The sequence below is a fragment of the Marinobacter sp. DSM 26671 genome (assembly GCF_900112835.1).
Taxonomy (GTDB): Bacteria; Pseudomonadota; Gammaproteobacteria; order Pseudomonadales; family Oleiphilaceae; genus Marinobacter; species Marinobacter flavimaris.
On record NZ_FONF01000007.1, the window covers coordinates 172,834 to 186,758 of the forward strand.

The 13,925-nt window shown below is 56.7% G+C and carries 13 protein-coding genes, 1 tRNA gene and 1 pseudogene; 12 read left to right on the top strand and 3 right to left on the bottom strand.

All coding sequences use genetic code 11. From position 1 onward, the window contains the following. The first annotated feature begins 4 nt into the window (after positions 1–4). The 12 genes from BM035_RS10210 (at position 5) to BM035_RS10265 (ending at position 11,473) form a co-directional block, all read left to right on the top strand. A complete protein-coding gene (locus tag BM035_RS10210) occupies positions 5–844 on the top strand; it encodes a phosphatidate cytidylyltransferase (RefSeq protein ID WP_092031631.1) in 840 nt (279 codons plus the stop codon). A 2-nt stretch (positions 845–846) separates the two neighbouring features. Next, a complete protein-coding gene (ispC, locus tag BM035_RS10215) occupies positions 847–2,031 on the top strand; it encodes a 1-deoxy-D-xylulose-5-phosphate reductoisomerase (RefSeq protein WP_092031634.1) in 1,185 nt (394 codons plus the stop codon). 49 nt (positions 2,032–2,080) lie between these two features. Then, entirely contained in the window at positions 2,081–3,430 is a 1,350-nt protein-coding gene (gene rseP / locus BM035_RS10220) for an RIP metalloprotease RseP (RefSeq protein WP_092031637.1), read from the top strand. A gap of 44 nt (positions 3,431–3,474) precedes the next feature. Continuing rightward, a complete protein-coding gene (bamA, locus tag BM035_RS10225; RefSeq protein ID WP_092031640.1) occupies positions 3,475–5,793 on the top strand; it encodes an outer membrane protein assembly factor BamA in 2,319 nt (772 codons plus the stop codon). A 45-nt stretch (positions 5,794–5,838) separates the two neighbouring features. Continuing rightward, positions 5,839–6,336: an OmpH family outer membrane protein gene (locus BM035_RS10230; protein WP_092031642.1), complete on the top strand. Its 498-nt coding sequence runs from the start codon at positions 5,839–5,841 to the stop codon at positions 6,334–6,336. Between the two features lie 47 nt (positions 6,337–6,383). After that, positions 6,384–7,409 (top strand): UDP-3-O-(3-hydroxymyristoyl)glucosamine N-acyltransferase, encoded by a 1,026-nt coding sequence (lpxD, locus tag BM035_RS10235; RefSeq protein ID WP_092031645.1) that lies wholly within the window; start codon positions 6,384–6,386, stop codon positions 7,407–7,409. An 11-nt stretch (positions 7,410–7,420) separates the two neighbouring features. After that, positions 7,421–7,858, top strand: a complete 438-nt coding sequence (gene fabZ / locus BM035_RS10240; RefSeq protein ID WP_008170365.1) for a 3-hydroxyacyl-ACP dehydratase FabZ — start codon at positions 7,421–7,423, stop codon at positions 7,856–7,858. Further along, positions 7,858–8,649, top strand: coding sequence for an acyl-ACP--UDP-N-acetylglucosamine O-acyltransferase (gene lpxA / locus BM035_RS10245; RefSeq protein ID WP_008170364.1), 792 nt, complete (start codon positions 7,858–7,860; stop codon positions 8,647–8,649). Before fabZ ends, lpxA begins: the two co-directional genes overlap by 1 nt. 18 nt (positions 8,650–8,667) lie before the next feature. Further along, complete coding sequence (lpxB, locus tag BM035_RS10250) at positions 8,668–9,849, top strand: lipid-A-disaccharide synthase (protein ID WP_092031647.1); 1,182 nt, start codon at positions 8,668–8,670, stop codon at positions 9,847–9,849. Beyond that, positions 9,849–10,535 carry a ribonuclease HII gene (rnhB, locus tag BM035_RS10255; RefSeq protein ID WP_053114841.1) on the top strand — a complete coding sequence of 229 codons (687 nt, stop codon included), beginning with the start codon at positions 9,849–9,851 and terminating at the stop codon, positions 10,533–10,535. The genes lpxB and rnhB overlap by 1 nt, the downstream gene beginning before the upstream one ends. A gap of 69 nt (positions 10,536–10,604) precedes the next feature. Beyond that, positions 10,605–10,681: transfer RNA gene (locus BM035_RS10260), tRNA-Met, on the top strand. Between the two features lie 510 nt (positions 10,682–11,191). Continuing rightward, complete coding sequence (locus BM035_RS10265) at positions 11,192–11,473, top strand: hypothetical protein (protein ID WP_092031650.1); 282 nt, start codon at positions 11,192–11,194, stop codon at positions 11,471–11,473. Between the two features lie 68 nt (positions 11,474–11,541). Here BM035_RS10265 and BM035_RS10270 read toward each other — a convergent pair. The 3 genes and pseudogenes from BM035_RS10270 to BM035_RS10280 all read right to left on the bottom strand — a co-directional run. Next, a pseudogene (locus BM035_RS10270) lies at positions 11,542–12,060 on the bottom strand (FAD-binding protein); the annotation flags it as partial. An 89-nt stretch (positions 12,061–12,149) separates the two neighbouring features. Beyond that, a complete protein-coding gene (locus tag BM035_RS10275; RefSeq protein WP_053115128.1) occupies positions 12,150–13,091 on the bottom strand; it encodes an electron transfer flavoprotein subunit alpha/FixB family protein in 942 nt (313 codons plus the stop codon). After that, a complete protein-coding gene (locus BM035_RS10280; protein WP_053115129.1) occupies positions 13,092–13,841 on the bottom strand; it encodes an electron transfer flavoprotein subunit beta/FixA family protein in 750 nt (249 codons plus the stop codon). Positions 13,842–13,925: the final 84 nt, after the last annotated feature.

Here is a 13,925-nt window from a genome sequence, read left to right on the forward strand (position 1 = left end):
AACCGTGTTAAAAACTCGAATTATTACCGCACTGATCCTCGCTCCTATCGCCATTGGCGGGATCTTTTTTCTCCCGCCCCTGGGTTTTGCGCTCTTTACCGGTGCCATCATTACCCTGGGCGCCTGGGAGTGGGCGAATATGTCCGGCATTGGCAATCCCGGGGGCAGGGTTGGTTACGCTCTGGCTACTGCCATTATTCTTTACGGGCTACTCAACGTGCCGTTTGTGGCGGTGTTGTGGTTGGCGCTGCTCTGGTGGTGCGTCTGTTTCCTTCTGGTTCGCAGTTATCCCGCAGGCTCAGATAAATGGGGCAGTCTCCCGGCAAGGGCCGTGATGGGGCTGTTCGTTCTGGTGCCGGCCTGGGTGGGGTTGAATCACTTGCGCACGGGTGGTTTCCAGTTTGGTGACAGCACCAATAACCTGCTGCTCATCCTCTACGTATTCTGTGTGGTGTGGGTTGCCGATATCGGTGCTTACTTCGCCGGTCGGGCGTTTGGTAAGGCAAAATTGGCGCCCCGTGTCAGTCCTGGCAAATCATGGGCGGGCGTTTGGGGCGGCCTGATGGCCGTCGGGGTTTTTGCCCTGGTTGTCAGCTGGCTGGCTTCGGCGGGGACGGTTCAGACCTCGCTGCTAATTGTTGCCAGCCTCGCCACGGGTCTTGTTTCAGTGTTGGGCGATCTGCTGGAAAGCATGCTCAAGAGGCACCGTGGCATCAAGGACAGTAGTCAGCTGTTACCCGGTCACGGTGGCATCATGGACCGGATCGACAGCCTGACGGCGGCCATTCCGGTATTTGCATTGATTATTACCCAACTTGGTTGGCTGACAACCGGGCACTGGTGACTATGGTAACCCGCTCTATCAGTGTTCTCGGGGCGACCGGCTCCATCGGTCTCAGTACCCTGGACGTTGTTCGGCGCCACCCTGACCGCTTCTCGGTCTATGCGCTCACGGCCAGTACCCGTGCGGAAGAGCTCGCGGTCCTCTGCCGTGAATTCCGTCCGAAAGTGGCGGTCATGGCTGACCCTGAAGCGGCCGATGTCCTCTCAAAATTGCTGGCAGACCTGCCTGAAACTCGCGTGCTTGGCGGGCTGGAAGGGTTGTGCGAGGTGGCCTCCACCCCCGGTGTTGATACTGTGATGGCGGCTATCGTCGGGGCAGCGGGTCTTTCGCCAACACTGTCGGCGGTGCGGGCGGGAAAGCGGGTGTTGCTTGCCAACAAAGAAGCGCTTGTGATGTCCGGCAAACTGTTTATGGATGCCGTGGCCGAAGCGGGGGCAGAATTGCTGCCGATCGACTCTGAGCACAACGCGATTTTCCAGTGCATGCCGGCCGACAAGGTCCGGGACCCTGCCGGTGCCGGCATCACTCGTATACTTCTGACAGCCTCCGGGGGCCCGTTCAGGGAACATTCTGCCGAGGATCTTCGATCGGTAACGCCCGCCCAGGCCTGTGCCCATCCGAATTGGTCCATGGGGCAGAAGATTTCCGTGGACTCGGCCACCCTGATGAACAAGGGCCTCGAGCTCATTGAAGCCTGCTGGCTGTTCAACACCACGCCCCAGAAAGTTGAGGTGCATGTCCACCCTGAGAGTATTATCCACTCGATGGTTGAATATGCCGATGGCTCCGTTCTGGCCCAGCTTGGCAGTCCCGATATGAGAACACCGATTGCCAACGGCCTGGCCTGGCCAGAGCGCATTGATGCCGGCGTTGCTCCTCTCGACCTGTTTGCGATCGGTCGCTTTCATTTCGAGCGTCCGGATCTGGGTCGTTTTCCGTGTCTGCGCCTCGCGGCGGAAGCGTTCGAGGCAGGTGGCACTGCGCCGGCGGTTCTCAATGCCGCCAATGAGGTGGCTGTTGCCGCTTTTCTCGAGGGCAGCCTGTGTTTTTCGGATATCCCCGTTATCATAGAGCGAACGCTGGTTGCGACTGCTGTTGAACCAGCAGACAGCTTTGACATTATCTTTGCAAAGGATAAAGAAGCACGGGCTCGTGCGCGGGAACAGATAGGTCTGTTAACTGTCTGATAGTCGCAGCGGAATGCTGCCCGGCTGAAGCCATTCAATCAGGAACGCTATGCAGATTATTGAAACCGTCCTAGCACTCGCACTTACCCTGGGTATCCTCGTGACCTTGCACGAATACGGTCATTTCTGGGTTGCCCGGCGTTGCGGCGTGAAAGTGCTCCGTTTCTCGGTGGGTTTCGGGAAACCGATGTTTTCATGGTACGACAGGCATGGAACCGAGTTTGCGGTTGCCGCCATTCCTTTGGGTGGCTACGTGAAAATGCTGGATGAGCGCGAAGGGCCGGTGCCAGAAGAACTGAGGGATCAGGCCTTTACCTCCAAACCGCCAGGGCAGCGCATTGCCATCGCCGCAGCCGGTCCCGTGGCCAACTTCATTTTCGCTATTTTCGCATACTGGCTGTTGAGCGTGGTCGGCGTTACCCATGTCGCGCCCATTGTTGGGCAGATTGCCGATGAGAGCGTGGCCGAGCGGGTCGGTTTGCAGGAAGGTATGGAGATCCACGCGGTGGACGGCCACCGGGTAAGCTCCTGGCGCGATGTGAATATGCGCATTCTGGAGCGAACCGGGGAGCATGGCCTGATTTCCATGGAGGTTTCGGAGGACGGCGCACGCGGGACTATCAGCGGCGAGCTTTCCGGTTGGGGCCTGAGTGATGACACCCCCAATCCTTTGGCCGAGTTCGGTATCACACCATGGCGCCCGTCGGTTCCCCCGGTACTGGGGCAGATTTCCGACGGTGGCCGCGCTCAGGCGGCAGGGCTTCAGCCCGGTGACCGCATAGTGGCCGTCAACGGGGAATCGATCAACAGCTGGTTCGAGCTGGTTGAGTTTATCCGCAATGCCCCGGAGCAGACGCTGCAGGTAACCATCGAACGCAATGGTGCGGAACAAGCTGTCAGTGTCACGCCGGAGGCGAGGGCCGAAGAAAGCGGGGAGTCGATTGGTTTTGTCGGTGCCGGTGTGGAAGCCATTTCCTGGCCGGAAGAGGTTTTGCGGGATGTTAGCTACGGCCCGTTTGCTGCGGTTCCGGTCGCCCTCAGCGAAACCTGGGCGGATACCCGCTTGACACTGGTGGCCATCAAGAAGATGGTCACCGGCCTGTTGTCACCCACCAACCTCAGTGGACCAATTACCATTGCCCGGGTTGCTGAAGCCAGTGTCAGTTCCGGGTTCGAAGACTTCGTGCGTTTTCTTGCCTATCTGAGCGTGAGCCTGGGCATTCTGAACCTTCTGCCTGTGCCGGTGCTAGATGGTGGTCATATCGTTTACTACACCATCGAAGCTCTCCGTGGGAAGCCGCTTTCCGAGCAGGCTCAGGCGTTTGGATTACGAATTGGTATGGCAATGATCCTCACATTAATGGTGTTTGCTCTTTACAACGACCTGATGCGGTTGTGAGAATTGCGAGCTCCTTACGCGCATTAACCAGGCGAAATATTTGAATGAGACGTTCTCTTCTAGGTGTAGCCGTTGGCCTCGCTGTAGCCGTGTCCGGCCTGAAGCCAGCATTTGCTGATCAGTTCACTGTTGCGGATATTGAGGTGGAAGGCCTGCAGAGGGTATCTGCGGGTACTGTTTTTTCCGCGTTCCCTGTCAATATTGGCGAGCAGGTGGACGAGACCGAGCTGGCTGATGCGATCAAGTCGCTGTTCCGGACCGGTCTTTTCACCGACATTGAGGCCAGCCGGGATGCCGGTGTGCTTATCCTGACGGTTCGTGAACGACCCTCCATCAGCGATATCGAGATTGAGGGCAACAAGAACATTGAAACCGAGATGTTGATGGATGCCCTCGCTGGCGCCGGGCTTCAGGAAGGCCAGGTATTCCGGCGTGCGACTCTTGAACGTCTGGAACTGGAAATTCTGCGCTCTTACATTGCCCAGGGGCGCTACAACGCCCGGGTAAAGGCAACGGCCGAGGAGCTGCCCAGAAACCGCGTTGCGATTCGCCTGGATATCAATGAGGGGTCGGTCGCTGCGATCCACCATATCAACCTGATCGGCAACAAGGACTTCAGTGACGAAGAACTGCAAGAGCTGTTCGAGCTGCAGACCACGAGCTGGTGGAACTCAATTACAAACTCGGACAAGTACGCGAGAGAGCGCCTGAGTGGCGACCTTGAATCGCTGCGGTCGTTCTATCTTGACCGTGGTTATCTGGATTTCAACGTCGAGTCCAGCCAGGTATCCATTTCGCCTGACAAACAAAAAGTCTTCATCGCGATTGCCCTGAATGAGGGGCCTCAGTACACCATTTCCGAGATTAACCTTCGTGGTGAGCTGATCGTGGGTGAAGAGGAGCTGCGCTCGCTGATTCCGGTTGAGGAGGGCGACGTATTTTCCCGATCCCGCATGACGGCAATTTCCGAATCCCTGGCATTCCGGCTCGGAAGGGAAGGCTACGCCTTCGCCAACGTCAATGCCGTTCCTGAACCTGGTGAGAACAACACGGCTGCGGTGACTTTCTTCGTCGAACCGGGCAAGCGGGCTTATGTCCGCAGAATCAATTTTGAGGGCAACGTTTCCACCCGTGATGATGTATTGCGCCAGGAAATGACCCAGATGGAGGGCGGTGTTGCGTCTTCCGATCGCATCGAGTTTTCCAAGACCAGACTGGAGCGTCTCGGCTTCTTCGAGATGGTGAATGTTGAGACGGTACCAGTTCCGGGCACCGACGATCTGGTTGATGTGAACTACTCCGTGGCAGAACAGCCGACGGGCAGTCTTTCCGCTTCCGTCGGTTTCTCGCAGGAGTCCGGGGTGATTCTTGGCGCCAACGTGTCCGAGAATAATTTTTTCGGTACCGGGAAGCGCGTCTCTTTCGGTGTCAACGTGAGTGATTTTGTCAAAAGCGCAAACGTCTCCTACCTGGACCCTTACTACACGGTTGACGGCGTAAGCCGTGGCTACAGTCTTTTTGCCCGGCAAACCGATTATGAGGAAGAGGATATCTCCGCCTTCCTGCTGGACGAATATGGCGGCCGTATCACCTTCGGTTATCCCACGGACAATATCACCCGTTTGAACTTTGGGGCCGGGTTTACCCAGTCCAATCTTAAGGAAGGCCTGTTCACCTCACAGGAGGTCATTCAGTTCATTGATGAGGAAGGGGATTCGTTCAATAACTTCTTCCTCTTCGGCAGCTGGCGCCGCAGTACTCTCAACCGGGGTGTTCTGCCCAGTGATGGCCATAGCCAGTCGTTGTCGCTTGACGTAGCAGTGCCGGGCAGCGATCTGACCTTTTACAAGGTGACACACAAGACCGATTTCTACTATCCGGTGACTGACGATAATCGCTGGATCTTACGGGCGCGTTCAGAGATCGGTTATGGTGATGGTTACGGAGATCGGACCCAGATGCCGTTTTACGAGCACTTCTATACAGGGGGCTACGGATCGGTTCGGGGGTACCGGGCCAACTCCTTGGGTCGCCTTGCTACGAACAACGTCAACGACCTCTCAGACCCGGATCCGTTCGGCGGTAACCTGCTCACTGAAGGTGGTGTTGAGCTGATATTCCCCACGCCCTTTGCCGGTGATACCCGCTCCATGAGAACGGCGTTTTTCCTGGACGCAGGTCAGGTGTTCGACACTGCGCGCGGTTTCGATCCGGAACTGAGCGAAATCAGAATGTCCGCCGGTATTGGCTTCCAGTGGATTACCGCTGTTGGCCCGCTGGCCTTCAGTCTGGCGAAGCCGCTGAACGACAAGCCGGGTGATGACACCCAGGTATTCCAGTTCTCGCTGGGCCAGACCTTCTAGCGCATGGATAATAACAACCTACGGATGAAAATCAGGAGAAAACCAATGTCCCGATTCATGTTGATATTCGCCGCCATGGTTATGGCGTTTTCATTCCCGGCCATGGCTGAAACCCGAATTGGTGTGGTGGACCTGCGTCAGGCACTGTTCTCTTCAGACGATGCCAGGACCTTCAGCGAATCCCTCCAGAAGGATTTTGCGGGCGATGAGGCCCGGGTGCGCGAAGCTCAGGAAGAGGCCCGCAAGCTCCAGGAGCGCCTGGAGAAAGACGGTGCCATGATGAACGAGAGCGAGCGCAACAAACTGGCCGGTGAGTTCCAGGAAAAGGTAAAAGAGTTCAACTTCCTGAAGCAACGGCTCGATTCAACGGTGAATCAGCGTAAGCAGGCATTTCTGGAGCAGGCCCGTCCCGAGGTGGACGCGGCGGTCAAGGAGCTTCTTGAAGAGAACAATCTCGATCTGATCCTGCCCAGCGAAGCTGTTGTCTATGTGAAGCCTGAAATGAACCTGACCTCTCAGCTTCTTGAAAAACTGAACCGTTAATCTGTGACGGGCACCCCGGTGCCCTGATCGTTGCTTGGGAGCACGCAATGACAGAAAGGTCCTATCGCCTGGGGGATATTGCCAATGCCCTGGGTGCGGAGCTGCGCGGTGATCCTGATATCAGGGTATCGGGGCTGGCGACGTTGCAGGCCGCCGTGCCCGGCCAGATCAGTTTTCTCGCTAACCCTTCCTATGGCAAGTATCTGGCGGATACACGTGCTTCGGCGGTTATTGCTTCGCCGGCCTCGGCGAAGGATGCTCCGACCAACGTCCTGTTACTGGACAATCCCTACCTCGGCTATGCTCAGCTGAGCCACTGGTTTGATCTCGCGCCTGTTGCTTTGCCCGGCGTTCACGCGACTGCTGTGGTCGATCCGTCGGCCAGCATCGCTGACGATGCCTGTATCGGTCCTAATGTGGTGGTGGAAGCAGGGGCTGACATTGGCGAGAAAGTCGTCGTGGGAGCCGGCTCGGTTATTGGCGCCCGCGCCAGGGTCGGGGCCCGGACTTTAATCCGGCCACGGGTGACTCTGGCTCACGATGTGGTCATTGGCGAGCGTTGTCACATCCTCAGTGGCGCCGTTATTGGCTCCGACGGTTTTGGTTTCGCTAATGAGAAGGGTGTATGGCACCGGATCGCACAGCTCGGTCGGGTTGTTCTGGGGAGTGATGTGGAAGTGGGTGCCAACACCACCATTGATCGTGGCGCTCTCGACGACACCGTCATCGGTGATGGGGTGAAACTCGACAACCTCATCCAGATTGCCCATAACGTTCGCATCGGCGATCACAGCGCCATGGCGGCGATGGTCGGCATTGCCGGCAGTACCCGCATTGGACGGCACTGTGTATTCGGCGGCGCCTCGGGTGTGGCTGGTCATCTGGAGATTGCTGATCAGGTTCATCTGACAGGTATGACCCTGGTAACGGGCGACATTCGTGAGCCCGGGGTCTATTCATCCGGCACCAGCGCCGATAGCAACCGTCAGTGGCGCAAGAATGCTGTCCGCTTCCGGCAGCTGGATGCGCTGGCAAGACGGGTAAAAGAACTGGAAAAGAAATTAGAGGGCTGAGGCCGATCAACATGATGAACATCGACGAAATTCTGGAATACCTGCCGCACCGATACCCGTTTCTGCTGGTGGATCGGGTCACGGAGGTCGAAAAGGGAAAATCGATCAAGGGCTACAAGAATATTTCGTTTAACGAGTCGTTCTTCCAGGGCCACTTCCCGAACAACCCGATCATGCCGGGGGTGTTGATCATCGAAGCCATGGCTCAGCTGTCCGGCATTCTCGGTTTTGTGACTGTGGGCCGGAAACCTTCTGACGGCGTGGTACAATACCTCGCCGGATCCAGCAAGGCCCGGTTCAAACGCCCGGTTTTACCAGGGGACCAACTGTGTATGGAGTCGGAACTCATCTCCGGTAAACGGGGTATTTACAAATTCGAGTGTCGCGCCCTGGTCGACGGTGAAGTCGTCTGCGTGGCAGAGATTCTGACCGCTGAGAGAGAAGTTTGATGGCGACAAATGACTGGTCGGGTGTCCATCCTCAGGCGATTGTAGACCCGTCAGCCAGGCTCGGGGACAACGTTACTGTCGGGCCCTGGAGCTACATTGGCCCTGATGTGGAAATCGGCGAGGGTACCGAGATCCTGTCCCACGTGGTGGTCAAGGGGCCGACGGTTATCGGCCGGAATAACCGTATTTTCCAGTTCTCCAGTATCGGCGAGGAATGCCAGGACAAGAAATACGCGGGCGAGCCAACCACACTGGTGATTGGCGACAACAACGTGATTCGCGAGAATTGCACGGTTCATCGGGGCACGGTCCAGGACCGGGGTGAAACCCGTATCGGCAGTGGCAATCTTTTGATGGCGTACGTGCATGTCGCTCATGACTGTATCGTCGGTGACAACACCATTCTGGCCAATTGTGCCACCCTGGCGGGCCATGTTTCGGTCGGCGATTTCGCGATTCTGGGCGGTGGTACCATGGTGCACCAGTTCTGTCATATTGGTCCCCACAGCATGGCGGCTGGTGGCAGCATCGTACTCAAGGACATTCCGGCTTATGTGATGGCGAGCGGTCAGTCCGCCCAGCCACACGGCATGAACGTGGAAGGCCTTAAGCGCCGCGGTTTCAGCAAGGATGTCTTGCTGGCTTTACGCCGCGCCTACAAGGTGATCTATCGCCAGGGGCTGACAACCGAACAGGCCGTCGAAGAGCTTGAGAAGTCCTACTCCGATGTTGCAGAAATACGTCCCCTCATTGACTCCCTGCGTGGAGCTCACCGCGGCATCATCCGCTAACCCGGCAGGAGCCTGTCGGTGACAGATCTTTCTCACGCGACCATCAGCGAGCGTAAAATCACATTCGGAATCATTGCCGGTGAGGCATCGGGGGATATCCTCGGTGCCGGCCTGATCCGTTCGCTGCGCCAACGCTATCCCCAGGCCCGGTTCGTCGGCATTGGCGGGGAGGAAATGGTTGCGGAGGGATTCCATTCCCTGGTGCCGATGGAACGTCTTTCGGTCATGGGGCTGGTGGAGGTCCTTGGACGAATTCGTGAATTGTTCAGCATCCGGGCCCGGCTCCTGGACTATTTCTTCGCCACGCCACCGGATGTTGTGATCGGTATCGATTCTCCGGATTTTACGCTTGCGATCGAACGGCGCTGCCGCGAGGCCGGCATTCTTTCCGTGCATTATGTCAGCCCATCGGTTTGGGCCTGGCGGCAGAAGCGGATCTTCAAAATTGCCAAATCGGTCAACCTGATGTTGACCCTGTTTCCTTTCGAGGCAAGGTTTTACGAGGAGCATCAGGTGCCTGTGGCCTTCGTGGGCCATCCACTGGCAGATCGAATTCCCATGGCGCCGGATACCCTCAAGATGCGGGAGTCGTTGGGAATAGATGCGGACGCACCCGTACTGGCGGTTCTTCCCGGTAGTCGTGCAGGAGAAGTGGAGAGACTTGGTACCTTGTTTCTTGAAGCCTCTCGCTGGATACAGGAAAGAAGACCTGATCTGCAGTTGGTGATCCCCTGCGTGAACCGGGACCGGGAGAAGCAGGTGCGCGATCTGGTCGATGCGTTGGAGGTGAAGCTTCCGGTTACCATCGTACGTGGGCGTTCCAGGGATGTTATGGCCGCCTCCGACGTTGTGCTCTTGGCCTCTGGAACGGCAACACTCGAAGCGATGCTTCTCAAAAAGCCGATGGTTGTAGGGTACCGCCTGAGCGGGTTCAGCTATGCGCTTCTGTCGAAGTTGGTGAAGGTGCCTCATGTCGCATTGCCCAATCTCCTCGCGAAGCGCCAGCTTGTTCCAGAGCTGCTCCAGGACGACGCCACGGCCGAGAGTCTGGGTGCAGCAGTGCTTGAGCGACTGGAGAACAAAGAGGAGAGGGCGAGGCTTAACGAAGCCTTTACCGAGTTGCACCATTCACTGAAGCAGGGGGCTGATGAAAAAGCCGCTCAGGCGATCTCAGACCTGATAGAGCAGGGTGTCCACTGATGCCCAAGAGCCCTTTGCCACCCTTCGAGTGTCGTTACACCGGTTCTTTGCTTGCCGGCGTGGACGAAGTCGGTCGGGGGCCGCTCATCGGGGCCGTCGTGACTGCCGCGGTCATTCTGGATCCGGACCGGCCAATCGCAGGCCTGGCTGACTCAAAGAAACTGACCGAGAAGCGTCGCAACGCCCTCTACGATCAGATTCTCGAGCATGCCAAAGCCTGGAGCATTGGCCGGTGCGAGTCCCACGAAATCGACCGGCTGAATATCTACCAGGCCACAATGCTGGCTATGGAGCGCGCAGTATCGGGGCTGGCTGTGGTGCCTGAGTACGTTCTGGTGGATGGTAATCGCTGTCCCAAGTGGCGCTGGCCGTCGGAACCGGTTGTCAAAGGCGACAGTCGGGTGGCTGCCATCAGCGCCGCTTCTATTATTGCCAAAGTAACCCGTGACCGGGAAATGGAAGCGCTGGAAGCGCGTTTCCCCGGGTTCGGCCTGGCGCAGCACAAAGGTTATCCGACCCCGGTCCATCTGGAGGCCCTGCGCCGCCTCGGAGCAACCATTGAACACCGCCGCTCCTTTCGACCTGTTCAGGAAGTGATTGAAACAGTGGGATTCTATCAAGATCACGCTGCCCCAGAGCCCGAAGAGCTTCAGTACCGGGCAGACCTTTTCGAAGATATCGATTGACAGTTTTGAATCCAATCATTAATATACGCGCACGTTGATCGGGGTAGCCCGGTAAACAACCAGTTTTGATGCGGGGTGGAGCAGTCTGGTAGCTCGTCGGGCTCATAACCCGAAGGTCGTTGGTTCGAATCCAGCCCCCGCTACCATAAAAGAGAAAGGCAGATCAGTTAGTTACTGGTCTGCCTTTTTTGCGTTTGGGCCAGCAGAAATTCCATGTGACGTATATGTGACAAATATGTGCCAAGGCTTGTGACGGTTCGATCTGCGGCCAGCTGGAAAATGACCGTCAGTCAGTTTTTGTTCTTCCTGTGAGAGTGGTCTTCTACGCGGCAAGCCTGAGTGTGTTCTTGAAGTTCCAGTCTAGCCCAATCTGCCACATTATTATGGCGACATTCGTCGGGGTTCTGGCCACGCTTTCATTGGGAAAGCGCACTTTATGCGGCGACGAGATGAGCCAGTGAGGGGAATCTGAACCGAGGTAAGTTCACTCATACGCTGGGAGTGGCAAGGGCATCAGCATAAATCCAAGCTTCTAAACAAAAGCGAACATTCGAAAATTGTCAGAATGACCACAAAGCGTGCTTCTACGGCGAAGGCTCGTTTCCCTGGGGCCACTTGCTCTGACATTCTCATTGCCATCCTCGCTGGAGATCCTGATGGCCCTGCTGCCTGTTCTGATCACCCTGCCGATGATTCTTATCGTCGACACCTGGGGCAAGTTTGCGTTTATCACACCGTTCCTCTTGATTCCCGGCTACCTCACAATTGGCTACGTTCTTTATCGCTCGGCAAGCCGGCCGGTGTTCGATCGCAAATCAGGGCAGTTCTGGAAGGGTTCGTGCCAATCCCGTCAGAAAGGGAAAGTCCCGCTGTCGGACTTTCATGAGGGTTGGCAGACAAACGAGAAAAATAGCCCAAAAACACTCTCAACCTATTGAACTACTGGTTTTTTGGTCACCCAACCCCCGAGTTCATGCCATTCTGGGCGATAAGCGGAACTTAGCCTTGTTGTCGACCCCGCAGATTCGGAACCGTCGCGGGCAACGCCCATATCGCCGGTGATAATGCCTTTTACCTGGCCATCCTCAACAATGGTCTCGGCGGCGGCAAAGCCGGGGTAGACTTCAACGCCCAGTTGCTCAGCCTGTTCGGCGAGCCAGCGGCAGAGGTTACCCAGGCTGATAATGTAGTTGCCATGGTTGTGCATGTTCTTGGGCACAAACGCATTGGGAATCCTGGTGGCGTTTTCCTGGTTCTTCAGCAGGAAAATGTCGTCACGGGTAATCGGCGTGTTGAGCGGAGCGCCTTTATCTTTCCAGTCGGGGAAGAGTTCGTTGAGGGCAGTGGGCTCGAATACGGTACCGGCCAGAATGTGAGCGCCGATCTCAGACCCTTTTTCTACCACGCATACGGTGAGTTCCTCGCCAGCTTCCTGTGCCAACTGCATGACACGGCACGCTGCCGACAGGCCCGCCGGGCCGCCGCCGACGATCAGAACATCAAATTCCATCGATTCGCGTTCCATAATTGTTTCCTCAGGATATAAAAACAAAAAGGCCCCCATGGCGGGGGCAAAAGAGGGGTACAACAACGACGCAAAAACCCCCTGAGTATCTACACCGCGTTTCGGAGTTCAGTCTCTAACTCGGGTACAGCTTCGAAGAGATCCGCAACGAGGCCGTAATCAGCAACCTGGAAGATCGGCGCTTCTTCATCCTTGTTGATCGCAACGATCACCTTGGAATCAGACATACCAGCCAGATGCTGGATGGCACCGGAAATGCCCACGGCGATGTACAGCTGTGGAGCAACAATCTTACCGGTCTGGCCAACCTGCATGTCGTTCGGTACGAAACCAGCGTCAACAGCAGCACGGGATGCGCCAACAGCGGCACCCATCAGATCGGCAACCTGCTCAAGCATCTTGAAGTTGTCGCCGCTCTGCATGCCGCGACCACCGGAAACAACGATACCGGCGCTTGCCAGGTCAGGACGGTCAGACTTGGCCAGCTCTTCGCTTACAAACTGGGACAGGCCAGCGTCTTTTACAACGTCTAGCTGTTCAACAGCAGCGGAGCCACCTTCACCAGCAACCGGGTCGAACGCGGTCGGACGAACAGTAACAACCTTGATGCTGTCACTGGATTTTACAGTGGCAATGGCGTTACCAGCGTAGATCGGACGAACGAAGGTGTCTTCGGACTCCACACGCATGATGTCGGAAACCTGGGCAACGTCCAGCAGTGCAGCAACACGTGGCATAAAGTCTTTGCCCACGGTGCCAGCAGCAGCCAGGATGTGGCTGTAGCCCTTGCCTACTTCGGCAACCAGCTCATCCAGGTTTTCGGCCAGGAAGTGACCATAAGCGGCGTTGTCGGCAACCAGTACCTTGTTAACGCCTTCGGCCTTGGCAGCTGCTTCAGCTACCGCACCACAGTTCTCACCGGCAACCAGTACGTCGATGTCTCCGCCGATGGCCTTGGCAGCCGCTACAACATTCAGGGTAGCCTGTTTCAGGCTGCTGTTGTCATGTTCAGCAATTACAAGGATGCTCATTTAGATCACCTTCGCTTCATTCTTCAGTTTATCGACCAGCTCGGCAACGTCGGCCACTTTCACACCCGCCTGACGGGAAGCAGGCGCTTCAACCTTCAGGGTGGAAAGGCGCGGAGCGATGTCGACACCCAGATCGGCCGGGCTCATGTTGTCCAGCGGCTTCTTCTTGGCCTTCATGATGTTCGGCAGAGAAGCGTAGCGCGGCTCGTTCAGACGCAGGTCGGTGGTGACAACCGCAGGGAGGTTCAGGGAAAGGGTCATCAGACCACCATCTACCTCACGGGTTACGTTAACCTTGTCGCCTTCCACAACCACTTCGGAAGCGAAGGTGCCCTGACCCATGCCGGTCAGCGCGGCCAGCATCTGGCCAGTCTGGTTGTTATCGGAATCGATGGACTGCTTGCCAAGAATGACCAGCTTTGGCTCTTCTTTCTCAACAACAGCCTTCAGCAGCTTGGCCGCTTCGAGAGACTGAACCTCCTCGTCGGTTTCGACATGGATGCCCCGGTCCGCACCCAATGCAAGAGCCGTACGGAGCTGCTCCTGACAGGCTTTCGGGCCAATGGACACCACCACGATTTCACTGGCAACACCCTTCTCTTTCAGGCGAACCGCTTCTTCAACAGCGATTTCGCAGAACGGGTTCATTGCCATCTTGACGTTGGCGAGATCAACACCGGTGTTGTCCGGCTTGACGCGCACCTTTACGTTGTAGTCGATTACTCGTTTTACGGTGACTAGAACTTTCATCCAATTCTCCAGTTTTCAGGTGCCGGTTTCGGTTCCAAGAAGTCAGGTGAAATCCCGTGCGGATGCAGACGCAAGCAGTCGGCC

Coding starts and splice junctions, on each gene's coding strand:
- lpxD (WP_092031645.1), top strand. CDS start 6,384: ATGACAGAAAGGTCCTATCGCCTGGGGGATATTGCCAATGCCCTGGGT.
- rnhB (WP_053114841.1), top strand. CDS start 9,849: ATGCCCAAGAGCCCTTTGCCACCCTTCGAGTGTCGTTACACCGGTTCT.
- rseP (WP_092031637.1), top strand. CDS start 2,081: ATGCAGATTATTGAAACCGTCCTAGCACTCGCACTTACCCTGGGTATC.
- BM035_RS10230 (WP_092031642.1), top strand. CDS start 5,839: ATGTCCCGATTCATGTTGATATTCGCCGCCATGGTTATGGCGTTTTCA.
- BM035_RS10265 (WP_092031650.1), top strand. CDS start 11,192: ATGGCCCTGCTGCCTGTTCTGATCACCCTGCCGATGATTCTTATCGTC.
- ispC (WP_092031634.1), top strand. CDS start 847: ATGGTAACCCGCTCTATCAGTGTTCTCGGGGCGACCGGCTCCATCGGT.
- fabZ (WP_008170365.1), top strand. CDS start 7,421: ATGATGAACATCGACGAAATTCTGGAATACCTGCCGCACCGATACCCG.
- lpxA (WP_008170364.1), top strand. CDS start 7,858: ATGGCGACAAATGACTGGTCGGGTGTCCATCCTCAGGCGATTGTAGAC.
- bamA (WP_092031640.1), top strand. CDS start 3,475: ATGAGACGTTCTCTTCTAGGTGTAGCCGTTGGCCTCGCTGTAGCCGTG.
- BM035_RS10280 (WP_053115129.1), bottom strand. CDS start 13,841: ATGAAAGTTCTAGTCACCGTAAAACGAGTAATCGACTACAACGTAAAG.
- BM035_RS10275 (WP_053115128.1), bottom strand. CDS start 13,091: ATGAGCATCCTTGTAATTGCTGAACATGACAACAGCAGCCTGAAACAG.